The organism is Shewanella dokdonensis, from assembly GCF_018394335.1.
Lineage (GTDB): Bacteria > Pseudomonadota > Gammaproteobacteria > Enterobacterales > Shewanellaceae > Shewanella > Shewanella dokdonensis.
In genome coordinates this window covers 1,860,746-1,884,588 of record NZ_CP074572.1, presented here as the reverse complement: position 1 = coordinate 1,884,588, position 23,843 = coordinate 1,860,746, and the positions used below count along the sequence as shown (strand labels likewise).

Here is a 23,843-nt window from a genome sequence, read left to right as displayed (position 1 = left end):
AACACGCTCAGGGGCCAAAGAGTCATGCAGTCAGACAAATATCAACAACGCGCGACATTTTGTTCCGAGTATTTCTGGGAGATTTGTACTGTCGCTCTCTTATTGCCGGCATTAGCCGCCGTCTCGGTGTGGTTGTTATTGAAAGATGGCTATCTCACCGCCCTGATCCTCTTCGTGCTGGGTCTAGGTGTATTACTCGCTTTTACTGCCCGGGTTATCCACATCGACCGGCAAATGCGCTGTGACCTCGCGGTGATGCAACGCCGTTATCAAGATATGTTTGGCAGAGCAGGCATTTCCATATGGCAAGAAGATTGGTCAGCCGTGGCCGATGCCATTGAATCGCTGCGTCAGCAAGGTGTAGAAGATATTGTCGGTTGGTATGCCGATCATCCTAAAGAGGCACACGAGCTGCACGCCAAAATACTCGTGACCGATGTCAACTCCCATGGCTGTTGCCTCATGCAAGCCCACACACCTGTCGCGTTAATGGGCAGTTTACCTGTCGTGCTCCCTGGAAGTTTTGCCTCATTTCATCGCTGGCTTAACGCCATCTGTGCGGGCAAGAGTGTCTATGTTGGTGAAAGCCGAATACAGAAACCGGATGGTGAATACATTGATTGCTTTGTCACCGCCGCCTTACCTAAAGATAAACAAGGTTTCAGTGAGATCATGCTGAGCGTACTTGAGATAACCGAGTATAAACGTGACTCACAGAAACTAGCAGAAGCCCGGGAAGAGCTGATAAAAGCGCAACGTTTGATAACCGCCGGAGCGTTGACCGCGAGCATTGCCCACGAAATCAACTCGCCACTGGCGGCCGTCAGTATCAACGCGGCCGCATGTTTACGCTGGCTCAAAAAGATCCACCCGATGTCGCGGAAGCCTGTACCGCGGCCGGAGCAGCGCTGGAAGCCATTGAGCGCACCCAAGCGGTGGTCAGTCATACAAAATCCTATTTCACCCGGGGTGCCGAAAAACGTGCAGAGATTGATCTTAAGCAACTGGTCAGAGACACCCTACAACTGATTGAAACAGAAGCCGCCCGCCATAAGGTTGAGATCTCGGTGGAGCTTGCGCCGAATTTAAAAATCCAATGTGATCCAGTCCAGATCCAGCAAGCGGTGGTGAACTTATGTATCAATGCCATCCAGGCCATGAGTGATTCTAGCCACAACCGCCACCTGCAAGTGAAGACGACACACAAGGACGGCGGGGTAACCATTACGGTCGAAGATTCTGGCCCCGGGATAGAAAGTGCCGCCATCCAGCAGATATTTGATCCCTTTTATTCCACTAAAAACGATGGCATGGGCATGGGGCTAGCGATCTCCCAAGCTTGCGCCGAAGCCCACGGGGGACGCATAAATGTCAGCAGTACGCTTGGCGCAGGCACAAGGTTCGAGCTGGTTTTTCCTTCTAGCCAAGTAATAAGTGACCACATATGAGTAAACTCATTGCGATTATCGATGACGATCTCGCAATCCGCGGGGAGTCTCCAGCCTGCTGCGCTCTGCTGGCTTTGAGGTACAACTGTATGCCAGTGCCGAGGCATTCTTGCAGGAAACTGTAGCGCCCAAGCCGGATGTTGTATTGACCGACATACAGATGCTGGGCATGAGTGGCTTGGATTTGCAATCGATACTGAAAACCCGCGCCCCGGCGCTGCCGTTAATGTTTATGACGGCGTTTCCTGAAGATGCGTTACGTAAGCGCGCACTTGATGCCGGTGCAATTTGCTTTTTATCAAAGCCATTCAAGGCAACAGAACTGCTCTATTGGATTGAGAAAGCGCTCAGCGCTTAATCGTCCTTAGCCGCGAGTTTTTCTGACATTTTTACTAACTCGGCCAGTGTCTTAGCATTCATCTTGCGCATCAGCGAAGCACGATGAAGTTTTATCGTTATTTCACTAATCCCGAGTTCTGACGCCGATTGTTTATTCAGATAACCGGACGTCACCAGCGCCATCACTTGGCGTTCGCGCTCGGTCAGGCTTTGGTAGCACTTAGTCAGCTCGGCATAACTCTCCGCGTCCTTTCGGCGTGCAATATCCTGCTCAATGGCGGTGTTCACCGCATCCAGCAAATCCTGATCGCGAAACGGTTTGGACAAAAAGTCGATGGCTCCGGCCTTCATGGCGCGTACCGTCATGGGAATATCGCCGTAGCCAGTGATCATGATAACCGGCATATAAACCCCCAACCGCGCTAGCTGCGATTGGAATTCAAGCCCGCTCATCCCTGGGAGTCTGACATCCAGGAGTAAACACCCGGGGAGATTCGGTTTAGGTGCGTCCAGAAAATCGGTGCAGAGAGCATAACTGACTGAATCTAGGCTGACAGAACGGAACAGGTTCTGCAGAGCATTGCGTACCGCCGGGTCGTCATCAATAATGTGGATCAATGATTGCGCCATGGGTTCACCTCAAGCATAACTTGCTGTCAGCGCCAATGGCCCATTGGCGTGAAGTTGCCTGCCGTTTTGCTGCTAAAATTTCTAGCATCTTGCGGTGTTCCTTGCGGTTATGTTTTGCTGTCAATAGTCGCTGACCACAAGTTTAGCACTTGTGTTGCTAACGCTGCTTCCAAACGGTTGCCATGCCTTAGTTGCGCTAACTCAGGTATCCCAAACGCAGATATCCAAGCTTATGTGGCATCACAGTTTTATTGGAAATCAGGTTACAAAACCATAACATTTTGAGCCGTGAGGCAGCAGTATGCCACTATATTAGCAACCCGCCAAGTACATAATCGGCTGGTAGAAGTCTGTGCTTATACTTAGCTGAGGTGGTGAATTGCCGCGGGTTTTCTAGCGGCGCGGTTGCGACAAACACGCATGGCATGAATGACCGAACACGGGGTTCACCGCACAAACGCTGACCCCATGCTTGTTCTACTCTGGATGTTTTTGATAGCGAATATTGTTGATAAACCAGACTCTGTCACCATCGGGGGTCTTCACCGACGCTTCGTCATCAACTTCTTTTTTGATTAGCGCTCGCGCCATGGGCGCATCAATTGAAATGTAGTCTTTACGCGCATAAATTTCATCGGGGCCCACAATGCGGAATGTCTTAATGTCACCCTGTTCATTTTCAACTTCGACCCAGGCACCAAAGAACACACGGCCTTCCTGAACCGGTGAATATTCAACAACCTTAAGCGCTTCTAATCTCTTGCGTAAAAAACGAATTCTAGAGTCGATACTGCGAAGTAACCGCTTGTTTTCTTTATAATCGGCATTTTCAGAACGGTCACCTAGGCTAGCCGCCCACGCCACTTTTTGGGTGATTTCTGGCCGATATTCTCGCCACAAATGGTCAAGCTCTTTGGTTAAGGCTGCAAAGCCTTCCGGTGTTATAAGATTTGTTCTCAACTCGAATCCTAGCGCAACGTTGTAACTGCAATATGTGTTTCAGTGCATCCGGTCTCGCCATCGCGCCCAACACTGCCCGATTATGCTGCCGTAATATACTGCCATTTTAGCCTTGTTCCAAAGCTTAGCAGCGTAAACATAAGCCTCAGCCACCACACATTCAAGAGCCGTCTGTTTACCGTTGATGATGAATTTTTAGTAGCATTTTACTTGTTGCACCCGCACGAGAAGCGAATAATGATCAGCGGCTGTATTTTCTGACTAAGCCTCCCGCTAAATAAAGACGCCGAGCATAAGCTTTTTAGTGGCTGAGTCGTACCGGAAAACGCTGATGGCGACACAGGTGGGCAACAAGATAAGCGAGCAGACACCGGCCACATTGACAGAGAAACACTAAAAATATATTTATTATCAAACAATTAGCTAACAGGAGTAATGCCGTAATTACAGTGCACCCCGCTGAGCGATAGCAACACGCCAAGGTTGCACCCCATGCCCAAACAAGCAAAATATCTGTTACCGTAAAATCAGTGCCCGCTGTTTACGGAGCTATAAATTTAAGGGAAATCAAAATATTAATTGGCTTTATCAGTTACTTGAAATCAGGATTTCACGAATGCCAAGCACTGAGTATCGTTTTAATCTGAGTGGCACAGTTAAAACAATATTAGGAATTACCCTGCTATTTGCTATCAGCTATAGCAGTCTGGCGGCCCCTGTCGATGATGGGACCTTTGTGGCCGACCGCTCCTGTCCGTTATACCAATCCAAAAATAAACACACCAACCCAGATAACCTGCATAGTACTCCTGGGCAGGCGTTTGTAATTAAAGAGGTTTTGGGCACACCCAACCCCCACTGGTTCAGGGTCACCACCACTGCGCCGCAAGCACCGCTACGCTGGATTGCGGCAGAGTGTGGTCATCTCACAGCCCCCGTACAGGCAACGGTTACTACCGCCAACAGCTGTAACCTGCAACAGAGTTTCGATAGTCAGGTGCTAGCACTCTCATGGCAAAGCGCCTTTTGTGAACTGCGTGGCAGTGCCAAACCCGAGTGCAAGGCGCTTAATCGTAAAAGTTATGCCGCAGGACATTTTACCCTGCACGGTCTATGGCCCAACAAAAGCAGCTGTGGTGGCAATTACGGCTATTGTGGCGATGTGAAACAGCAGCCGCGTAACTTCTGTGATTATCCGGCGTTACAGTTGACTGAACAAACCGCCTCAGCCCTGAAACAACTGATGCCAAGCTATGCCTTTGGCAGTTGCTTAGAGCGTCATGAATGGTGGAAACATGGCAGTTGTCGTGATGCCCAACCAGACAACTACTATCAATTAGCCACCCGTCTGGCCGGACAGGTTAACGAGGCATCGCCGCTATTGGGATTTATCAATGCCCATCTCGGCGGGACCGTGAAAAAGCAGGATTTTCTGCATGCCTGGAAACAGGCCTTTGGTGAAGGTAGCGAACATAAACTGACACTGAAATGCGATAAAGAGATGCTGACTGAAATCCGTATTTCACTGCCAGCCACCATTGCCGATGACGCAACGCTAACGCAGCTACTGCAACAAGCCGCGACCGTACGTCCAGGCAATTGTGGCCGTAAATTCCGGATTGACCGACCTTAGAGCACTGGTGACAAGCGGATAATTGAAAATACCGCACCAGTACAGTCTTTCAGGATGGCAAAGCGCCCGACATCCGGAATATCCGTGGGAGGCACACAAATGTCGCCTCCCAGCGCTACTGCCTGTGCTGCCGTCGCATCACAGTCCTCCACCGCAAAATACAGCATCCAGTGCGGCGGAGTATCGCCCCACTGTTCATCCATCTGCATCATGCCGCCAAGACTGACATCGGCCAACTGCCATTCGGTGTAATCAAAGTCAGGATTACTGCTGATCCGCACCTGCCAGCCAAAGATTTGTGGATAAAAGTCCCGAGCGGATTTAGCACTACGACATGCCAGCTCAACCCAACATAGACAGTTAACTTCATCAAACCGTTTGGCGCCTGGATGGGCTCCCGCCTGCCAGACCGCAAAGCTGGCGCCTTCTGGGTCGGCAAACAGCGCCATTCGCCCCGCATCAGCAACATCGTGCGGCCCCATCAGTAACTGTCCACCCGCCGCTTGCACCGCATCAACCGTGGCGTCCACATCGGCGACTGCAAAATAACAGGTCCAGTGACTGGGCAAATGCCGTTGCTGCGGTTGTAGTGGATAAATAGCGCCAATATCATCCCCCTGCAAGCGGCTCATGGAATAACATCCTTCCGGCAGTGGCATGTCCAGATAATCCCAACCAAATAAATGCTGGTAAAACTGCTTCGCCTGCTCGCTATCACTGCTGGCCAGTTCACTCCAGCAAGGTTGTCCGTGTTGATAATGTGTCATCTTCATTGCTGCCATCCTGGTTATCGCTGCCGAACTTTTATTAAAGCAGAAGATAGCAGCCGTGCAGTGACGGATTGATAAATTAGCACTCACAGAAACTTAAGGAGCTGGGGTCAACAGCGGCACCATAGTGCCGTAATACGTGTTGTACATAACGACATAGAATTGATAAAAATGGATTAAACACCTTAATTCTTAAGGTAAATTTTGTCATGCCGTGGCAGAAGAGTAACCTAGGACTGGCAGCGCTTTAGCTATTAGCTATCGCCACAACGGTAACCATTATTGACTACTGCTCAGTAATACCCTGCCGCCCACAACACAACCGATTATGGTGATGCCACTCCAGCCCAGTAAAAACAAGGCAGAACCTAATGCCATCGGTGGCCAATGCCAGCCATCAGGCCCTTTGCCAAGTGCCATAATGTGCATACCCGCTATCACTAGCGCCGCGGCGAGACATAACCAGCTCAAATAGACGGCGAATCGCAAGCTGATCACTCGGCTAGACGAAGCTTTGGCTGCTAGCCGTTTGACATACATCCAAGTGCCGCTAAACGCCATCACACTCAAGGCCAAACCAAACACAAACCAAATCAACTTGCTATAAAGCCCGCCGAAACTGCCAAAGTGCAGCGGGTCTGCCATGTTGGACCAACGCCAATATGGACTCAGCTCATCAGCCGTTTGGTGGTAGCTCAGTTGCATGGTTGTCGGGTCGATATACACCTTGTTGGCACGGTGACGCACAAGCAAGGCCGAGGTCTGCCCGGCAATAAACAGGTATCCGCCACGATTTAGACTGATTTGATGAATGGTTAATTCGGGGATAGCCTGCTCAGCCATGCTGATAGCGTCAGCCAACTGCGCTGGCGAAATGGACGTGTTGTTGGCAGTGAGTTGCGGCAATGGTCGCTCGGCGCCTTGGACGCTATCGGTATAGGAAAACAAACCATCAAAAAAATTGAACCGCGACTGTTCAAACAGATACCAACTACCGGTCACGCCGATCAGCAAGCTAAACCATAGCGACCACACACCTAGCCAACGGTGCCAACTACTCCACTTAGCGCGCGCGCTATTACCGGTTGGTAGCGCCCAGAACTTTTGCCACCAGCGTTTATAAAACAGCAAACCTGTGACAATCGAAGTCAACAGCAGCAAGGCAAATACACACACAAGATATTTGCCGATGCCGAGCGGATTAAACAACACCATGTGAAAGTCACGAAAAAATCGCGCAATGGTCAGTGCCGAATAACTACCATTGATGCTCATCGTTTGCGGATCGACCAACACATACTCGGGCGCTTTATGTGGCGGTTTGATCATCACACTGATGGCGTAACCTGCCGAGTTTGCAGTTTCAATTTGCCGGATCTCTACCTCAGGCATAACGTTTTGCACCTGCCGATAAGCATCGACTAACTGCTGATGGCTAATACTGCTGGCATCACTACGCCATGCTGGATTGGTTAACCAATCCAGTTCATGGGACACAGTGGCAAAGGTGCCACTCCAGCAGATGATAAATAGCATCATGCCGGAGAGCACCCCAATAAAGGTGTGCCATGCCAGCCATTGTTTTTTCGATGGCCACTGCATAACAGCTCCTTAGAAGGTGGCCGAAACCGAAGCAAACAGGCTACGTGGCGAACCGACACTGACGCGTAAGTCACCACCGCTGGCGCTGTAGTACTCTTCATCAAACAGATTCTTCGCCGAAAGCTGCAGACGAATATTGCCGTCATAAGCCGTTGGCAGGGTGTACCATAGCGATAGATCCACTGTGGTGTAGCTCCCTAAACGCCAACTATTGCGGTCATCACCGAAGCGGTCGCCCATATAAAAGGCACCGACTCCGGCACCAACACCTTGCCATGTTCCGTCATGAAACTCATAACTCGTCCACAAGCTCGCCGTGTGTTTGGCGACATTACGCGGGCGATTACCGGCGTTATTGTCGGTGCTGATCTCCGCATCTGTGTAGGCGTAACCCGCCATTACTGTCCACCCAGGTAACGGTTGGCCGTTGATGTTGAGCTCCACCCCTTGTGACTGTTGGCCTTTAACCAGCTGATATTCATTATCCACTTGTGTAAGTACGTTGTTTTTCTCAATCTTGTACAACGCCAAACTGCTGTTGAGTTTGCCTTCAAAGAATTGGCCTTTGGCACCCACTTCATACTGCTTGGAGTTTTCTGGCGGAAATAGCTCAGTGTCAGAGCTTTGGCCATTAGCCTCCAACTTAAACGTAGTATTGGGTGAGAAAGCTTCGGAGTAGCTGATAAAAGTCGACAGGTTGTCCAGCATCCGATAATTCAATGCCACCTGCGGCGAAAACTCGTTAACTGTGTCTGCTGGGCCATTACCGTCTACATCAGAAAAGTCCCAGCGGCCACCAACCAGCACGCTCAGTTGCTCAGTCAGTTCAAGATAATCATTAGCAAAAAAGCCGTAATCTTCCGTGGCATCATGCAGGCGTTCAGCCCCTTCCGTTGATAACGCGGTCGGTAACATGCCATACACCGGATTAGCGATATCAAACAGCGCACCTGTCGCTGGCGTGCCCATGGTAATAGGGGTAGCGATAAAGTAGCGGGCGCTATGGTAATTACGACGATCAGCACCAAAGGCCAAGCGGTGAACCATGCCGGCTAACTGCCAGTCCCCTGTAACTCGCAGTTGCTGGTAATCCACTCGCTCTTTTTGCTCACGGTTACCATCCGTCCGACGAGCTAAAAAGATGCGGTCACCCGCTGCGTAAACAGCTTTAACATGGTCGTTAAAGTCAGGGGCTGTAATGTAACCGTTGACGATTGGTGCGGATGCATCGGTGATCACTTCCGCCACAGGGCGTGATTGCAGATCGTTGGAATAAGAGTTTTCCCACGCGGCACGCATATCCAGTTGCCAACCGTTGGCAAACAGGTGGTTAACGCCCACAGTGCTAAATTCAAAACGCGTGTCTATCTCTTCCGCTTCATCACCAAAGCGGCGTGAACGGGGAATATCCAGCAAACGGTTGACAATTTCGCGCCCATTAGCCGTCGGCACTGTCATGGTGCCACGGTCAAAGGAACGGAACTCGTCGCGATATTCATACGATGCACTCAAACGGGTGCTATTGGAAAGATCATAACGGCCAGTTAAAGCAATCACATTGCGTTTGATATCAAAGTCATTGCGAAAATACCCTGAGTCTTGCAACGACACATTAGCGCGCACAGCGGCGCTATCACCAAGCGGAGTAGAGAAGTCACCTTGGAACATATAGTTATCCCAAGAACCTGCGCGCGCTTCAGTATAGAGTCGTCGTTCATTAAGCGGTTTTTTGGTAATGACATCAACTAAGCCACCGGGTTCGACTTGACCATAAGTAATGGAAGCCGGGCCTTTGATCACGCGAATACTTTCTAGGTTGCTGGTATTAACTCGAAAATTTGAAGCGATGCGTAGGCCATCACGGTAGATGGTGTTACGGCGAAAACCGCGAATAAGATAGTCATTATTACTGCCGCCAAAGCCATCTGACAGACTGACGCCCGGTACGTTGCGTAGTGCATCTTCAAGTTCTGTGACCTTTTGGTCGAGTAGCAGTTGTTCTGGTAAGACATCGATGACCCGAGGCATCTCTAAATAATCCAGCTCTTGACCAAATAAACTATCACCGCTGGAGGTCTGATAACGATGGGGGTTAGTTCCTATCACCTTTAGACGTTCAATCGATTTAGCTGCAACCGTTGGCGTGGCTTCAGCGGCATAACCTAAACCGGTGAACATACAAGCAAACACTAACACTTTTGCTGCAAAAGCATATTTACACATTGACAACATGTTCCTTTTGAATGATGAGAGCTAAATGATTAAGCATATAATTATATAGCTAATAGTAATTATTCTCATTCAAATAGTAAACTAACGTAAACTGCGCTTGTAAAAGGGCTATGTTGCATAAGTGCAGCAACACTATGGAGCATGTGCAACCGACAAAAAATGGATAGGGGCAAGTTTCGTGCAGTGCGTGACTTCACGAGTAAAAGCCTTACCCGTGTTACGTTACGGAATGCGCTGGGTACACAGTTTGAATCCACCATTCACATGAATTCTGCGGAACACTCAGTTATATAAGGGAATTTTCTCTGTCGTAACGTTTGACTAACACTTGGCTTTTATCACGAACAATATATGAATTAAAGGAACGATTGGAGCGGGTGAAGGGAATCGAACCCTCGTATGCAGCTTGGGAAGCTGCCGTTCTACCATTGAACTACACCCGCATGAGACGTGACTGCCGCAGCAGTGGCACCATAAATTACTGACTTTATAAGTAAAGTCAAGCGACTTGCAGTGGCTCTGGCAGCCACTGCAAACAACCGCTCAAATTATCCCCGGAATTGCGGCAAAATATCAGCCAGCACCAGCAGATGGCACACGGCGGTGAGTACACCGAACGCGATTACCAGCACAATTAATGGGGTGCCGCCAGGCACTTGGAAACGCTTAGCTTCTGCAAACATCTGCCGAGAACGATAAGCCATCAAGGCTGGGACAATCACCGCCCAAATAGTTGCCGCGAGAGCCGCAAAACCAATAGCCACCAAGAAACCATTGGGAAACAACACTCCCATCACGGTAGGCGGTAAAAAGGTGACTAAGGCGGTTTTGATACGGCCACTATGGCTATCATCAAAACCGAACAGATCGGCGACATAGTCGAACAATCCCAGCGTTACCCCAAGGAAAGAGGACGCCACCGCCAGATTGGCAAAGAGAGTCAACATGGAGTCTAGCAAACCCGATGACGCAGTTTTTCCTAATGCTCCCACCAGCACGCCCATATTGCCGCCTTGGGCAATGATGTCGCTAAAGCTGCTGCGTGATAAGTTGCCCATTGTTGCCACCAGCCACCCTAGATAGATGATTAGCGCAACAAAAGTACCTAAAAACAGCGCCTTGGTAATTAAGGCAGGGCGGTGCCCATAGTATTTTACCAACGAAGGAACATTGCCATGATAACCAAAACTGGCAAGACCAAAGGGAATGGCGGCCCACAGGTAAGGCACAAACTGTTGTGGCCCATCGGGCTGCCACAATTTTACACTGTCGACGCCAGTGAATAGATGACCGACAGCCAAGACAAAGGTAATGATCATGCCACCAATCATGATCGAGGTAACCCGATCAACGGCCTTGGTGCTGATAAAGACAATGGCGGCCAGCACCAGCGCAAACAGCAAGGCGGCAACACTCTGTGGCAAGCCCACACCGGCAAAGTAGTGATTAACAATCGAGCCACCACCACTGATGTAAGCATAGGTGAGGATGTAGAGCACAAAGGCAATTGAGGCGCCGTTTACTACCCGCCAGAACTGCCCTAGCGTTTTGCGTGTCAGCGTGTCGAAGCTGGCACCCGGTTCAAAATGCAGATTGGTTTCCAGCAGTAGTAATCCTGACATTAACATGCAGAACCACACCACCAATAACATCACCACCGCATAACCAAACCACATGCCGGCACTGACGACCGGCAGGGAAAACATGCCAGCACCGACTGTGGTACCGGCAATTATCATGGCGCCGCCAAGCAGTGATGGGGCTTTGGCGCTGACATCCTGTGTATTCATCAAGACTCCTGTCTGCTCTGGATACTATCTTCGATGGTTTGACGGATCTCTGGCCGCAACAGCAGATTAATGTAATCCCGCATCTGATGGATTGCCTGCTGATTGTCAGAGCCGCACAGATATCCCAGTTCCTTCAGACGGATACTGAGAATGGCATATAATTTTTTATCATAGAATTCCGGCGCAGTAATGCCGTGCAAAGCCCCCAAACGACTGGCCAGTAAATGACTCTCACTTTCCAGATCGCCTCGCTCAATCTCTGGCCGCGCCGATAACAGGTTAAAAATAATGGCATAACGCTGCAAGGTTTCACTCATGGTTTCCGCCAGCAGCCCTAGAGCATTAATACCGCTCTGGCTCACTTCCAATTCGGCAGACACATAACCGGCCTGCTGAAAACGTTGCAGCACTTGTTCAACATAGGCTGGCAACGCTCTTTGCCCCATAAACAGTTCGGCTTGCAGCAGTGCATAAAACTTCTCAACCACCGCCGATAACTGCTCACGCTGACACTGCTCCAAATTGAGCAAACAGCTAGCCAGCAACGCGGGGACGGCAAACAAGTGCAATACGTTATTGCGGTAATAGGTCATAGTGATGGCGACTTTTTCATCGATAGAGACGATATCACCCAAGCCATCGTTATCCAGACAAAACTTGTTGAGCTCAATCCCCTGTCGTAGCAGTTCTCGGCCATCCCCTTCCGCCACAGACGAAAAATCGGTGTACGGCACTTGATGTAACAGTTCCAGGTAAAAATCTAACTGTTTTTCCAGTTGTTGCCGTTCCAGCGCGTGCTGTTTGGTCGATAGCAAGACTAAACTTATCAATGAGACTGCCGTTGCCGCCGCCGCATCATTAATGTGGGTCATTACGCTGGTTGCCAGGTTATTGACCACAGGCGTCAGCCACACGGGCTTCTGTTCAGGATCGTGCGCCACGGTTTCTCGCCAGCTTGGCGCCGCAGCAGAAAGAAAATTCTGTAGATTGATCGGCTCACCAAAGTTCACGTAAACCCGGCCAAAATTTCCCAGCTTGCGCACCGCGCCCAGCACTTGCCACACCGATTCTTTCTGCTTTTTGCGGCCACTGAGTTCTTTGAGATAGGTGGCAACTTCCATAACGTGGTCATAGCCCAGATACACCGGCACTAGGGTGACGGGGCGATCAATGCCACGCAGTACCGAATTTACCGTCATCGCCAACATACCGGTCTTAGGCGACAGCAAACGCCCGGTGCGCGAGCGGCCGCCTTCGGTGAAATACTCCACCGAATAGCCTTTGGCAAACAACTGATCCAGGTATTCCTTGAACACCGCTGTATACAGCTTGTTGCCGTTAAAACTACGGCGAATAAAAAACGCTCCGCCACGGCGGAACAATGGCCCAGCTGGCCAGAAATTCAGATTGATACCCGCAGCGATGTGCGGAGGAACCATGCCTTCAAAATATAACAGGTAAGACAGCAGCAAGTAGTCCATATGGCTACGATGACACGGCACATAGACGATTTCGTGACCATCATGATGCAACTGCCGCACATGCTCGGCACCACGAATGGAGATACCGCGATACAACTTGTGCCATAACAGTGTCAGTAATCGTTTGGAAATGCGGATCAGACCATCCGAGTAATCAGCGGCAATCTCTTCCAGATACGCTTCGGCCTGTGTTCTGGCTTCCGCTTGCGAGATTTTTTTACTGCTGGCTTCTTCCTGAATCGCTTCAGTCAGATTGGCAGACTGTAACAAGTCAGCGAAGAGTGCTTGCCGATTAGGTAACACCGGCCCGGTCATCACCTTGCGCTGGCGGCTGAAATGCACTCTGGCCACCCGCGACAGCTTATGGGCTATGGCTTTATCAGTTCCGTGCTGGTCGGCCATCCAACGCAATGACACGGCATTGGAAAACTGCACAAAGTTGTCGCGCCCCAAAAACAGAATCATCAGAAACTTGCGCAACCAGGTGGGGCTCTCACGCTCAAACACGGCCGCGCGCATCGAGTCGTCTTCTTTGCCAGGCGTTCGGCCCCAATACAAACTCACCGGCACCAACTGAATATCCAGTGATGTATCGGCTTGGTGCAAATTCAACAGTAACGTAAAACTGTTGAGGAAAGGCATATCGCCTTTGCGGGCACCAAACAGAGGCTTGGCACCTTCCAAACACACAACTCGCGGAATTTGTACATCGGCCAGTTGCATCGGCTCATAAGGGCTGGGTAGCCCCAGCTTGTCGGCAACATCAGCCAATGCGGCAATATCGCTTTGCGATTCTGTCTTCATCACATAAGCCATAGGCTTGGATGGATCCAGATTCAGATCTGTGAATGGATCCTGCGGTACAACCACTGAATGCACCAGTTGCCGCTGCAACCAACGCAGTGATGTACGCCAGAAAGAGTCTTGTTTGGACATCGTTTTTATAGCATCTAAACCTCAGTCAATAACGCTGTAGAATACCAGAAGAAACTAAGCCTTAGCCAACAGTCTGATAACTGGTTAATACTTGCGCTGTTAAAAATACTGTATATACTAACAGTTACTGTATGAAAAAACAGGAATCGACATGAGACCGCTGACACCACGACAGGCGCAAATCCTAGAGCTGATTAAGAACAATATTGCCGAAACTGGCATGCCACCAACCCGTGCTGAAATTGCCAGCCGCTTGGGCTTCAAAAGCGCGAATGCTGCCGAAGAACATCTGAAAGCGCTAGCAAAAAAAGGCTGCATTGAAATTATGCCGGGCACATCACGCGGTATCCGTTTATCCATTGATGAAGATAGCGCAGAAGACTTGGGCCTGCCGTTAATCGGCCAAGTTGCAGCAGGAGAACCCATTCTCGCGCAGGAACATGTTGAGCAGTACTACCAGGTAGATCCAGCCATGTTTCATCCAAGTGCAGATTTTCTGCTACGGGTGCGGGGCGACAGTATGAAGAACATTGGTATTCTTGAAGGCGATCTGCTGGCGGTACATAAGGTGCAAGATGCTCGGAATGGTCAGGTAGTGGTGGCCCGTGTCGAAGATGATGTAACAGTAAAACGCTTTGAAAAAAAGGGAATATTGTTCTTTTACACCCCGAAAATGACGACTACCAGCCGATTCGAGTCGACCTCACGCTACAACCGCTAACCATTGAAGGCCTCGCTGTAGGCGTTATCCGTAATGGAGACTGGCTATGAGTATAGTGATGGGTAATGCCCCCAGCCATCCTGGGCTGTGGCAGGAAACCGTATATCAGACTGACACCCCGTGGCAACATACTGGCATCTCCAGCTTACCAACACGGACGCATGGACGGCAGGAACTACAGCAGTTGAGTGCACAGTTAGCGCAACTGAGTCAGCAAGGCCGCTGGATTGTGCTAATTAATCCAGAAAACCACATCGGCTACAAAGAGTTGTTAGCTCGCGCTGGAGTACGGATGGACAGAGTATTACAGGTACGTGCCCGCGATGAAGTTGAAGCCTTATGGGCAATGGAGAAAGCCCTGATCAGCGGCACCTCTAGTGCGGTGATCAGTTGGGTGGAACAGTTAGATCATAAAGATAAACGCCGCTTGCAGCTGGTGGCGAAAAGCGCACGCGCCATGGGCTTTGTGCTAGAAACGAACACAGTTGCTGAGAACGCTGATCAGCTTCCCAGATTGCAGGCGATTCACTAACGCCAGACAGTAACTGAACCCGCTATTTTTCATACAGCCAGTAAAAACCGCAGCACAAACTGCGGTTTTTGTTTTATACACATTACCTATTCAGTCATCCAACGCCCAGGATGTTCGGTATGATAGATCTCGACCCGCTCAGGCTCAGCGCAACTGGCTTTCATGGCGTCAGGCCCTAACAGATACCAATCTTCCCGGTGAGCAGTACCCATATTGCGCCCTTTGCGCATATCAAAGCATTGCAACGTGTCACCACCAGGCACCAGCAAATAGTGTTGCGCCCCCTGTTGCATCCATCGCCAAGCATTACGCTCCTGCTCCGCAACTGGCGCCAGATAACTGAAATGGGTGATATCCAGCGGTGAAAATAGAATGAACTGTTCCTTGAAGTGGATAAGTCCAAGCTGAGCATCTGCCCCAATCACCTCGGCAGTATGCTGCAATACGGCTTTTGGGGTTCTCACTGAATCCAGCAACAGATAGCCCCAACTGGCATACAGCAGCCACCCGATAAAGGTCATAACGCCTGCTCGCAACAGTGAAAATGAGCGACGCGTTGCCAGTAATGCCAAAGCAAACAACAACGCCATACTCAGCAGGAAATATCCGAAACTCAGCAGGTTGTCAGTGTAGTCAGCAAGCTTGTCCAGTAACCATGGTGATTCTGCTACCGCTAAGCCACCAAGCACTAATGTCACTACGGTAACCAGCCACATCAGGCCAGTCACTAACCATTCAAACCAACGCCGCTGACCAACACCCTGTAACGCAGCCGCTATCGCCAATGACGCCATAGGTAAGGCTGGCAGAATGTAAAGGTTACGCTTACCTGGACTGATACTGAAAAATACGATCACTAACGCGACCCACAGCAGCAGAATAGCGATTTGCGGATCTGACTTTAGCCGTGAGACAAATGTTTTCCAGTGTGCAATTGCCAAAAATGGCAATGGAAACCACAACCAAGGGATAACACTGACAATAAAGAAGTACCAAGGTTTGATGTGGTGCCAAGCATTGGCATAACGATGACCGGTTTGCTTGAACAGAATATTGTTCATGTAAGCGGTGTACTCTGGTGAGCCATTGTGTAACACCGTCAAAACCATAGGCACCAGCCAAGCCGCGATGACCGCCAACATCACCAATGGCCCAAGTGCGGCCTTCCATTTCCAGCTTGGCAAATACAGTTTCTGGCGCCAAGCGTAAACTGCAAGCGGGAGCAACATCAACAGCGGTAGAAAACCTACGCCCTTGGTAATGACGCCAAGTCCCATAAAGGCCCAAGAGATAAAATACCAGCGCCAGTTAGGCCCCAGCATAAAATGACGAACTAACCCATAACACCCAACAGTGATCCAGCACATCACCATTGCATCTATTTGCGCATTTTTGGTTTGCACTAGAAATTGCGGCACCAACAGCAGCAACAAAGCGGCATTACGCCCAGTACGCACATTCCACAGTCTGGCCCCGAGATCAAACACCAGCATCACAGTGAGTAAGCCACACAGCGCATTGGGTAGCAGAAAAGCCAGTTTTAGATTGCCCAGCAGCAGATAACACAGCGCTATCGCCCACATGAATACCGGCGGCTTATCGGGATAGAATTCCCCACCGCGGCTGGGGAACAGCCACTGTCCATTGGTGACCATCTCTCTAGCGGCTTCAACAAACCGTGGTTCATCTGCAGGCCAGGGAGAACGGAAACCTACGCCTAACAACATCACCACCAGCGTCAGCCAGAATAACGCCCAGAACACACGGCGATAGTCATCCGAATCGAACGGTTTTAGCAGGAAATTCATTGAGCGGTCTCTTCATCTTCGGAAATCAGCTCGCCCACCTGCCGCTGCAAACGGCTGCGGTACAGATAGGCACCGATAATACTGGAAATCAGGAATAGTGCGATACTGATGATCAATTGCACATGATCAGACAGGCCCAGCCCAGCTCCGGCATAGGCAAATATCAACATTTGTGGCAGATAACCTATAGTACTGCCCAACAAAAAACCGCGCGCAGGCACATGAGTAGCACCAGCAAACAGATTGGTTAGCAGGTTACTGCCCACAGGTAGCAACCTGATCATCAGCACTTTTAGCCAGGTATTGCGAATAACCAAGGCTTCAAACTTCTGCAACTTGCGGCCAAAACGTTTTTGCAAACTGCTACGGAAAGTCAGCCGCGCCACATAAAAGCTGACAACACAGCCCAGCAAAGCCGCCAATGTCGAATACAACGCACCTTGCCAGCCACCAATAGCAAAGCCGAACACAAAGGCAATCACCTGTCTTGGCCCACCCACCGCAGTAAATAAGCCGCCGGCGACCAACAATAACCCCCAGCCATAAAGGCCATGAGATTTTACAAAGTGAGCAACCCAATTACTGTCAGTAAGGTGCTCAAACCAGCCTTCTTTTACGGCCCAAGTCAGCAACAACAAAATGAGTACAACGACGCAGGCCTTCGCCAAGCGTTTGAAAGCATTATGGCTGGTTGCTGTCAACGCGTTTAATCTCCGCAATTTTGGCACGGCGAATGAGCCACATGACGCCGAGGATATCGACAATGCCGACCCACATCCGGTTCCATGCCGTGTATTTGGATACGCCGACACCACGATCGCGATGGTTCACCACAGAAATAAACACTTCGCCGCCCAAACGCCGCACCAGCGCTGGGATGTAACGGTGCATATGGTTGAAATATGGCAGACGCAAAAAGGTTTCACGGGGAACAGCTTCAATCCGCAACCGGTATCCGGTACGCCATCATGTAACATGGCATCGCGAACTTTATTGGCGAAGCGCGACTGAAAACGCTTCCAGGCGGTATCTTTACGATTCTTGCGATAGCCAGCAATACAGAAATGCTCGGCTGTGATACTTTCCGTCAGTTTCAACATGGCGGGAATATCAGCCGGATCATTCTGGCCATCCGCATCCAACGTGACAATGTACTGGCCTGATGCATGGCGCACGCCGGTACACACGGCAGTACTCTGACCAGTGCTGTGACAATGAACAATTGCCTTAGCAAGGCAACCATTTTTGTTGGCGGTGTCAATCACTTCCTGTGCAGTGCCATCGCTGCTGCCATCGTCCACCACCAAGATCTCAAATTCTGTCAGGCCCTGCAAAGACTGACAAATTTCATCCATCAGTGGTCCAATATTGCCAGCCTCATCTTTGGCCGGTATTACTACTGAAATCAAAAAGTTACTCCTGACCCTTCTCGCGGGTTTCTAGTCATCCGCCAATAAGCTTAAGCATCATTTATTAGGGAATATTATGATCCGCATATGATGCCTAAATTTTATGGCTCGGAGCAAGCATTAAGCCATGATACGCCCATGGTTTTATAAGATTTTTCCGATAATTGTTAGCAAGCTCAGCATTGTTACCCTTATCCCAGCCCGACAATACAATCACTCATGCAACCACTGTCCCTGATCATCAGGACGCACCCAAGCCTGCGAAAACCAGTAATAACCACTGCCATGTTTGCTTGGAACCGTACAATTATAGCGTGAACGCCCCACTGGTAGCGGTTTAGTCGCCTGAATCTGGAAACTGTTCTTGCTCGTCCATGCTGGTTTTACCGCATCTTGTCCCGGCAAGTAACACAGTAACTGCTCTGGATTGATATCCTGCATCTCCAAGGTCAGCTGCAATGTTGGTCGCCAATTGCCATCACTAAGTTCTGGGTTAGTCGGTGTACTACTCAGCACCGGCATATTGCGCGCCTGCAATTTTACCTGCAATGACGCCATGTTGGCGTAAGCCCCTGCTACCGGGAACCGCGGTAACGCTGTCAATGATGAATAGGTACCGGCGGCACCGGATTGCTGACCCAAGCCCACATATCCCAACGCTGACAATAATTGCTGCAACGCAGTGTTATATTCGCCATAAGGATAAGCGAGCATCTTTACATCTTGGCCAGTTTTAGCCATTAACTCAGCTTCGGTGTCCTGCAAATTCTGTTTTATCCGCGCCAACCATTGTGCTTCTGTTTCGCCAGGAAGTTTGCGGATCAGGTGTTCATGCCCATAACTGTGATTGGCAATGGTTACCCCTTCATCCGCCAGTTGCCGTAACTGTTGCCAGCTCATCATTTCACGGTAACCTTTTGCGGTTGGCGTTACCGATACAAACAGCGTATAGGGGAACCCCAACGACTTAAGGATTGGCCGGGCAGTTTCAAAAATGCTGCGATAACCATCGTCGAAGGTAATGACCACAGTTTTTGCAGGTAGTTCCTGGCCACGTTTTATGGCCTGCACTACCTCAGCTAACGGCACTACATGGAAGTTGTTATCCGCCAGATATTGCATCTGTTGCTTGAATTGCGCTGGCGTTACGCTGGTAACTTTAGGTGTAGTTTCAGAAACATGATGGTACTGTAAAATAACTGCAGCCCAACTGCCCTGGGTTGTAAACAGTAACGCCAGAGTGAATAACACACGTAAACCGCACAACATTACCAACCTCCGGAGAGTTATGGCCTTCAGCCTGTTTGATCGACAAAAAAACCAACGCCTGTGGGCGCTGGCACTACCAATGATCCTGTCCAATATCACCGTCCCCTTATTAGGTTTGGCGGACACCGCGGTAATTGGTCATCTGAGCGATGCCTGGTTTCTCGGCGGTGTAGCACTCGGCTCAACAATTATAACATTGCTGTTCTGGTTACTGGGATTTCTCCGCATGGCCACTACCGGACTGACCGCACAGGCATTCGGTGCCGCTGACAGCAACCAACAACAACTGCTGCTGGTGCAGTCGGCATTACTGGCGCTTACCTTGGGAATTTTGCTGTTGATATTGCAAAACCCCATCTGGGCACTGGCAGATTATCTTAATAATGCCAGCACTGCTGTCGTTGCCAATGCGAAAAGTTATTTTCTGATCCGTATCTGGTCAGCGCCATTTGCCCTGCTCAACTTAGTGTTATTGGGTTGGTTACTGGGGCGACAGCGCCCCAAAGCCGCCATGTGGCAGTTGATCATTGCCAATGTGGCTAATATTTTCTTGGATTTATGGCTGGTGCTGGGATTGGATCTGGGCGTTGCGGGTGCCGCGCTGGCTTCGGTGGCGGCAGATATTCTGGCTTGCGCCATCGCGCTCTATGTGGTGCTAAAAGAGCTGCGGCAAATGCCGACCATGGCACTTAACACTCTGCTGGAGCAGTTGCATCTGCAAGGCTTTATGCGTCTGTTAACACTAAACCGCGACATTTTCATCCGCAGTTTGTGTTTACAAGGCACCTTTGCTTTCATGACGTTCAAAGGCGCCGGCATTAGCGACGATACAGTGGCGGCCAATGCCGTACTGCTGAATCTATTGCTGCTGATTGCTTACGCTTTAGATGGCATTGCCTATTATGCTGAAGCAGAAGTCGGGCAAGCTTGCGGCAAAGGACACGACAGCGAAGTGCAAGCGGCAGTCACGCTCGCATTTGGCTGGTCGCTATTAGTGGCTGGCGGTTTCTGCATACTGTTTTTCGTTATCGGGCCACAGCTGATAGGGTTACTGACCGATATTCGCAGTGTCCGCGATACCGCAGACCACTATTTGCCCTGGTTAACAATACTGCCCTTGTTGGCTTTTGCTTGTTACCTGTTTGATGGCGTATACATAGGTGCCGCCAAAGGCGCGGTGATGCGTAACAGCATGCTGGTTGCCACATTGGGGTGCTTTCTGCCGATATGGTGGTTGTTACAGCAGTTCGGCAATCATGGTTTATGGGCAGCGCTCAGTTGTTTTATGCTGGCACGCAGCCTGACGCTGGGTGGCCATTACTGGCTTAACCGCCATCACTTTATCCATAGTTCAACCACAACGACAGCGTATTAACTTATCATCACCCCATAAAAAATGGTGCCCAATGGCACCATTTCTCAGCGCAACGCAACCATGTCACTTATTGGTAAGAGTGTGAACCGTGTTGATGTTCAGTGACATCCTGTACCCCGGTCAGCTCGCCTGGGAAACGTTCCAGCATCTGGGTTTCGATACCATCTTTCAGGGTAACGTCCACCATAGAACACCCATTACAGCCACCGCCAAATTGCAGCACCGCAATGCCTTCATCAGTCAGCTCTACCAACATGATATGACCACCGTGACTGGCTAGCTGTGGATTGATTTCTGATTGGATCAGATATTCCACCCGATCACGCAATGGTGCATCATCTGCCACTTTGCGCATCTTGGCATTAGGAGCCTTCAGAGTCAGTTGTGAACCCAGTTGATCAGTCACCAGATCGATACTGGCATCTTCCAAAAATGGTGCACTTTTTTCGTCTACCATCGCTTTAAAGCCATTGAATTCCAGTTCAATATCATCGCTTTCAATGGCGTCTGGCGGGCAGTAAGACACACCGCATTCAGCTTGAGGAGTGCCTGGACTGATAACAAATACACGGATGTTAGTGCCTTGCGGCTGGTCAGCCAACAGCTTGACAAAGTGGGCCTGTGCTGATTCAGAAATACTAATCATGAAAAACCTGCTCCGTCAGGATAAACCTGAGTGAATTGGTAAGAATTAAACCCATAATACTCCTGATAACGCTGGCTTTGTAGTCCCTTTAATCTCAGGTTTAATTTTTCGTGCTGAGCGATAGATAATCCTGACACTTGGATCACATTCCCGGCGCCTCGGCACGGGCCAAACACCACACTTGTAAATCTGGTGTCCAAGGTGCCAGCGTCCTAGCAATTTCATCTACCGTTGTACCTGTGGTGACGACATCATCGACCAAGGCAATCCGCTGGTAAGGCAAATCAGCAGTCAACATGAAAGCATCACGTAAGTTGCGCCGACGCGCCCGGCCATCCAGTCCGGTCTGCGGCACAGTCGCTACCACTCGCCGCAACAAATTATCCACCACAGGCAACTGCAGTTTTTGTCCCAACATGCTGGCAATCATCCATGCCTGATTGAAACCTCGCTCCCGCAGCCGGTGCGGATGCAAGGGTACCGGCAGCAAGGCCTGTGGCAACACCGTCAGGTTATGAGCAACCAACATTGCCAGCCTACGCTCCAGCGCCAGCACTAAAGGTGGCAGCGCGGTAAACTGCGCCTGATATTTTATCTTGGGAATTAACGGCCCGAGCAATGAGTGATAACTTGCTGGCGCAATCACGGGTATCGGCTGCAATGCCAGACAAGCACCGCAATAACGTTGCAATGTTTGCAGTTCTCGACCACAGCCAAGACAAACGGGGGATGTGTATAAACAGCTTTGCAGGCAGGTATGACAAATGCCCGTTGCAGCAGAACACAGCTGTTGGTGACACAGCAAACAGCGATTGGGTAAACTGGTGATAAATTTCTGGCATCCTGCCATTAACGCATCAAAGATATTCACTGTGCCGTATTCAGGTTATAAATCATGACATCTTCCTTGTTCTATCACGTTTCCGGAGACGGCCAGCCGCTGGTATGGCTACATGGCTGGGGTGTCAATGGCAGCATTTTTCTGCCCACCGTAACGCAACTTTCCCAGTATAGAAGCTACTGTGTTGATCTGCCGGGTTTTGGTGACAGCCAGCCACAGCCAGGCACCATAGACGACTGGGCAGAGCTGCTGATTGCACAATTGCCAGCTAACGCCATCTGGCTCGGGTGGTCACTTGGAGGATTAGTCGCCACGCGCATTGCACAACGCTGGCCACAAAAATACGTGGATTGATCACCATTGCTTCATCGCCCTGCTTTATGGCACAGACAACGCCCCCTGGCCGGGCATTGCCGCAACGGTATTGCAGCAATTTACCCAGCAATTAGAGCAAGACTTACAACGTACAGTGGAACGGTTTATGGCACTGCAGGCCATGGGCAGCAACAGTGCCCGAGATGATATTCGCCATATCAAAGAGTTGGTTTTATCGAAGCCGCTCCCCAATGCTACGGCCTTAGCGCAAGGATTAGAGATGTTGCAACAAACCGACTTGCGCCAGGAGCTGCCACACATCGCCTTGCCGTGGCTAAGATTCTGGGGAAAACTTGATGGCTTAGTGCCAAGACGCGTGTCAACGCTCTTACCTCAAACCCCACAATCGCAGGATATTATTTTGCCCGGGGCTTCCCACGCCCCTTTTATCTCGCATCCTGAAGATTTTTTGCATCATTTGCGTGATTGGCTACAAACTACAAATAAAGGGGTTTAATTCTGAACAATAGTTGCCTACAATTTGTGCAATGACTGGAAGGAGTTGTTATGCAACTTGTATCTAACTATCCACAGGTTCCGCTTGCCACCAGCAACCCAGCGACAGATGCCGCCCGGGTTGAAGGGCAGCAACGGCCGCCGGTCATTCCGCCACAACAACCCGCTAAAGGCCATGAAGAACGCGCCTTTAATCCGCAAAACGAACGTACCGCCGATACCGCGCAGCAAAATGCTCGCCTAGCCACGCAAGTGCACGAGCGGCAGCAACAATCCAACCAACAACAGCAACAGGGTTCGCAGGAACAGAAACAGCAAGGTAAAGCCCTGTTTGCCACCATGCTGGTCAAACCCGCCTTGGATCGCAAAGACATTCGTAACCAAGTGCATAAGCCAGTTGGACATGCCTCACCACAAGCCAGTGAGCAGCGACATCCGTTACCGGGACAATCCGCTGATTTTTACCGCGATTTTGGCAGCCGTATTGGCGATTATTACCGCCAGCAAACATCACCGGCGGCCGCGTCCAGCCTTGAAGCGCTCGCTTAATTAGTAGATATAATAAACCGGAGCATGCTCCGGTTTATTTT

18 protein-coding genes, 1 tRNA gene and 4 pseudogenes are annotated in these 23,843 nt (G+C 50.2%); 9 read left to right on the top strand and 14 right to left on the bottom strand.

Annotation, left to right across the window (positions count from 1 at the left end):
- The first annotated feature begins 24 nt into the window (after positions 1 to 24).
- The 3 genes and pseudogenes from KHX94_RS20380 to KHX94_RS09060 form a co-directional block, all read left to right on the top strand.
- Complete coding sequence (locus tag KHX94_RS20380; RefSeq protein ID WP_244859385.1) at positions 25 to 1,029, top strand: nitrogen regulation protein NR(II); 1,005 nt, start codon at positions 25 to 27, stop codon at positions 1,027 to 1,029.
- Positions 936 to 1,448, top strand: a complete 513-nt coding sequence (locus tag KHX94_RS09065) for a sensor histidine kinase (protein WP_244859384.1) — start codon at positions 936 to 938, stop codon at positions 1,446 to 1,448. Before KHX94_RS20380 ends, KHX94_RS09065 begins: the two co-directional genes overlap by 94 nt.
- A gap of 52 nt (positions 1,449 to 1,500) precedes the next feature.
- Positions 1,501 to 1,806 (top strand): annotated as a pseudogene (locus KHX94_RS09060) (response regulator transcription factor); the annotation flags it as partial.
- On the opposite strand, the gene KHX94_RS09055 reads toward KHX94_RS09060, so the two are convergent.
- Together KHX94_RS09055 and greB are read right to left on the bottom strand one after the other, a co-directional pair.
- Positions 1,803 to 2,417 carry a response regulator transcription factor gene (locus KHX94_RS09055; RefSeq protein ID WP_213683146.1) on the bottom strand — a complete coding sequence of 205 codons (615 nt, stop codon included), beginning with the start codon at positions 2,415 to 2,417 and terminating at the stop codon, positions 1,803 to 1,805. The pseudogene KHX94_RS09060 and the gene KHX94_RS09055 sit on opposite strands and share 4 nt — an antisense overlap.
- A 477-nt stretch (positions 2,418 to 2,894) precedes the next feature.
- Positions 2,895 to 3,377 carry a transcription elongation factor GreB gene (greB, locus tag KHX94_RS09050; RefSeq protein ID WP_213683145.1) on the bottom strand — a complete coding sequence of 161 codons (483 nt, stop codon included), beginning with the start codon at positions 3,375 to 3,377 and terminating at the stop codon, positions 2,895 to 2,897.
- Positions 3,378 to 3,993: 616 nt separating this feature from the next.
- Between greB and KHX94_RS09045 the strand changes: the two genes are divergently transcribed.
- On the top strand, positions 3,994 to 5,010 hold the full coding sequence (locus tag KHX94_RS09045) for a ribonuclease T2 family protein (RefSeq protein ID WP_213683144.1): 1,017 nt from the start codon (positions 3,994 to 3,996) through the stop codon (positions 5,008 to 5,010).
- On the opposite strand, the gene KHX94_RS09040 is transcribed toward KHX94_RS09045, so the two are convergent.
- The 6 genes from KHX94_RS09040 to plsB all read right to left on the bottom strand — a co-directional run bounded on the left by KHX94_RS09040 (position 5,007) and on the right by plsB (position 13,821).
- A complete protein-coding gene (locus KHX94_RS09040) occupies positions 5,007 to 5,783 on the bottom strand; it encodes a VOC family protein (RefSeq protein WP_213683143.1) in 777 nt (258 codons plus the stop codon). The genes KHX94_RS09045 and KHX94_RS09040 overlap by 4 nt on opposite strands.
- 276 nt (positions 5,784 to 6,059) lie before the next feature.
- On the bottom strand, positions 6,060 to 7,382 hold the full coding sequence (locus tag KHX94_RS09035; RefSeq protein ID WP_213683142.1) for a PepSY-associated TM helix domain-containing protein: 1,323 nt from the start codon (positions 7,380 to 7,382) through the stop codon (positions 6,060 to 6,062).
- Positions 7,383 to 7,391: 9 nt separating this feature from the next.
- Entirely contained in the window at positions 7,392 to 9,605 is a 2,214-nt protein-coding gene (locus tag KHX94_RS09030) for a TonB-dependent siderophore receptor (protein ID WP_213683141.1), read from the bottom strand.
- A 378-nt stretch (positions 9,606 to 9,983) separates the two neighbouring features.
- Positions 9,984 to 10,057 (bottom strand) — tRNA-Gly (locus KHX94_RS09025).
- A 105-nt stretch (positions 10,058 to 10,162) separates the two neighbouring features.
- Positions 10,163 to 11,404: a tryptophan permease gene (gene mtr, locus KHX94_RS09020; RefSeq protein WP_213683140.1), complete on the bottom strand. Its 1,242-nt coding sequence runs from the start codon at positions 11,402 to 11,404 to the stop codon at positions 10,163 to 10,165.
- Positions 11,404 to 13,821, bottom strand: a complete 2,418-nt coding sequence (plsB, locus tag KHX94_RS09015; RefSeq protein ID WP_213683139.1) for a glycerol-3-phosphate 1-O-acyltransferase PlsB — start codon at positions 13,819 to 13,821, stop codon at positions 11,404 to 11,406. The genes mtr and plsB overlap by 1 nt, the downstream gene beginning before the upstream one ends.
- Positions 13,822 to 13,972: 151 nt before the next feature.
- Here plsB and lexA point away from each other — a divergent pair.
- Together lexA and KHX94_RS09005 are read left to right on the top strand one after the other, a co-directional pair.
- Positions 13,973 to 14,592: pseudogene (gene lexA / locus KHX94_RS09010) on the top strand (transcriptional repressor LexA).
- Entirely contained in the window at positions 14,589 to 15,074 is a 486-nt protein-coding gene (locus tag KHX94_RS09005) for a cell division inhibitor SulA (protein WP_213683138.1), read from the top strand. The pseudogene lexA and the gene KHX94_RS09005 overlap by 4 nt, the downstream one beginning before the upstream one ends.
- An 86-nt stretch (positions 15,075 to 15,160) precedes the next feature.
- Here KHX94_RS09005 and KHX94_RS09000 read toward each other — a convergent pair whose 3' ends face one another.
- From KHX94_RS09000 to KHX94_RS08985, 4 genes and pseudogenes are all read right to left on the bottom strand, one after another.
- Positions 15,161 to 16,882 (bottom strand): ArnT family glycosyltransferase, encoded by a 1,722-nt coding sequence (locus tag KHX94_RS09000; RefSeq protein WP_213683137.1) that lies wholly within the window; start codon positions 16,880 to 16,882, stop codon positions 15,161 to 15,163.
- A complete protein-coding gene (locus tag KHX94_RS08995) occupies positions 16,879 to 17,583 on the bottom strand; it encodes a TVP38/TMEM64 family protein (RefSeq protein WP_213683136.1) in 705 nt (234 codons plus the stop codon). Before KHX94_RS08995 ends, KHX94_RS09000 begins: the two co-directional genes overlap by 4 nt.
- A pseudogene (locus KHX94_RS08990) lies at positions 17,564 to 18,291 on the bottom strand (glycosyltransferase family 2 protein). Before KHX94_RS08990 ends, KHX94_RS08995 begins: the two are co-directional and overlap by 20 nt.
- A gap of 213 nt (positions 18,292 to 18,504) precedes the next feature.
- Entirely contained in the window at positions 18,505 to 19,560 is a 1,056-nt protein-coding gene (locus tag KHX94_RS08985) for a polysaccharide deacetylase family protein (RefSeq protein ID WP_213683135.1), read from the bottom strand.
- A 19-nt stretch (positions 19,561 to 19,579) separates the two neighbouring features.
- On the opposite strand from KHX94_RS08985, the gene KHX94_RS08980 reads away from it, so the two are divergent.
- Complete coding sequence (locus KHX94_RS08980; protein WP_213683134.1) at positions 19,580 to 20,935, top strand: MATE family efflux transporter; 1,356 nt, start codon at positions 19,580 to 19,582, stop codon at positions 20,933 to 20,935.
- A gap of 67 nt (positions 20,936 to 21,002) precedes the next feature.
- Here the strand turns inward: KHX94_RS08980 and nfuA are convergent, their stop codons facing one another.
- Complete coding sequence (nfuA, locus tag KHX94_RS08975) at positions 21,003 to 21,581, bottom strand: Fe-S biogenesis protein NfuA (RefSeq protein ID WP_213683133.1); 579 nt, start codon at positions 21,579 to 21,581, stop codon at positions 21,003 to 21,005.
- Positions 21,582 to 21,723: 142 nt separating this feature from the next.
- Positions 21,724 to 22,452, bottom strand: coding sequence for a ComFC family protein (locus KHX94_RS08970; protein WP_342345825.1), 729 nt, complete (start codon positions 22,450 to 22,452; stop codon positions 21,724 to 21,726).
- Positions 22,453 to 22,476: 24 nt separating this feature from the next.
- On the opposite strand from KHX94_RS08970, the pseudogene bioH reads away from it, so the two are divergent.
- Both bioH and KHX94_RS08960 read left to right on the top strand, forming a co-directional pair.
- A pseudogene (gene bioH / locus KHX94_RS08965) lies at positions 22,477 to 23,254 on the top strand (pimeloyl-ACP methyl ester esterase BioH).
- A gap of 50 nt (positions 23,255 to 23,304) precedes the next feature.
- Positions 23,305 to 23,802 (top strand): hypothetical protein, encoded by a 498-nt coding sequence (locus KHX94_RS08960; RefSeq protein ID WP_213683132.1) that lies wholly within the window; start codon positions 23,305 to 23,307, stop codon positions 23,800 to 23,802.
- Positions 23,803 to 23,843: the final 41 nt, after the last annotated feature.

What these genes read in the sequence shown, in the direction of transcription:
- mtr (WP_213683140.1), bottom strand. Translation starts at nt 11,404, where the DNA reads ATGAATACACAGGATGTCAGCGCCAAAGCCCCATCACTGCTTGGCGGC.
- KHX94_RS09055 (WP_213683146.1), bottom strand. Translation starts at nt 2,417, where the DNA reads ATGGCGCAATCATTGATCCACATTATTGATGACGACCCGGCGGTACGC.
- KHX94_RS09030 (WP_213683141.1), bottom strand. Translation starts at nt 9,605, where the DNA reads ATGTGTAAATATGCTTTTGCAGCAAAAGTGTTAGTGTTTGCTTGTATG.
- KHX94_RS08960 (WP_213683132.1), top strand. Translation starts at nt 23,305, where the DNA reads ATGCAACTTGTATCTAACTATCCACAGGTTCCGCTTGCCACCAGCAAC.
- nfuA (WP_213683133.1), bottom strand. Translation starts at nt 21,581, where the DNA reads ATGATTAGTATTTCTGAATCAGCACAGGCCCACTTTGTCAAGCTGTTG.
- KHX94_RS08985 (WP_213683135.1), bottom strand. Translation starts at nt 19,560, where the DNA reads ATGTTGTGCGGTTTACGTGTGTTATTCACTCTGGCGTTACTGTTTACA.
- KHX94_RS08980 (WP_213683134.1), top strand. Translation starts at nt 19,580, where the DNA reads ATGGCCTTCAGCCTGTTTGATCGACAAAAAAACCAACGCCTGTGGGCG.
- KHX94_RS09045 (WP_213683144.1), top strand. Translation starts at nt 3,994, where the DNA reads ATGCCAAGCACTGAGTATCGTTTTAATCTGAGTGGCACAGTTAAAACA.
- KHX94_RS20380 (WP_244859385.1), top strand. Translation starts at nt 25, where the DNA reads ATGCAGTCAGACAAATATCAACAACGCGCGACATTTTGTTCCGAGTAT.
- KHX94_RS09040 (WP_213683143.1), bottom strand. Translation starts at nt 5,783, where the DNA reads ATGAAGATGACACATTATCAACACGGACAACCTTGCTGGAGTGAACTG.
- plsB (WP_213683139.1), bottom strand. Translation starts at nt 13,821, where the DNA reads ATGTCCAAACAAGACTCTTTCTGGCGTACATCACTGCGTTGGTTGCAG.
- KHX94_RS09035 (WP_213683142.1), bottom strand. Translation starts at nt 7,382, where the DNA reads ATGCAGTGGCCATCGAAAAAACAATGGCTGGCATGGCACACCTTTATT.
- KHX94_RS09005 (WP_213683138.1), top strand. Translation starts at nt 14,589, where the DNA reads ATGAGTATAGTGATGGGTAATGCCCCCAGCCATCCTGGGCTGTGGCAG.
- KHX94_RS09000 (WP_213683137.1), bottom strand. Translation starts at nt 16,882, where the DNA reads ATGAATTTCCTGCTAAAACCGTTCGATTCGGATGACTATCGCCGTGTG.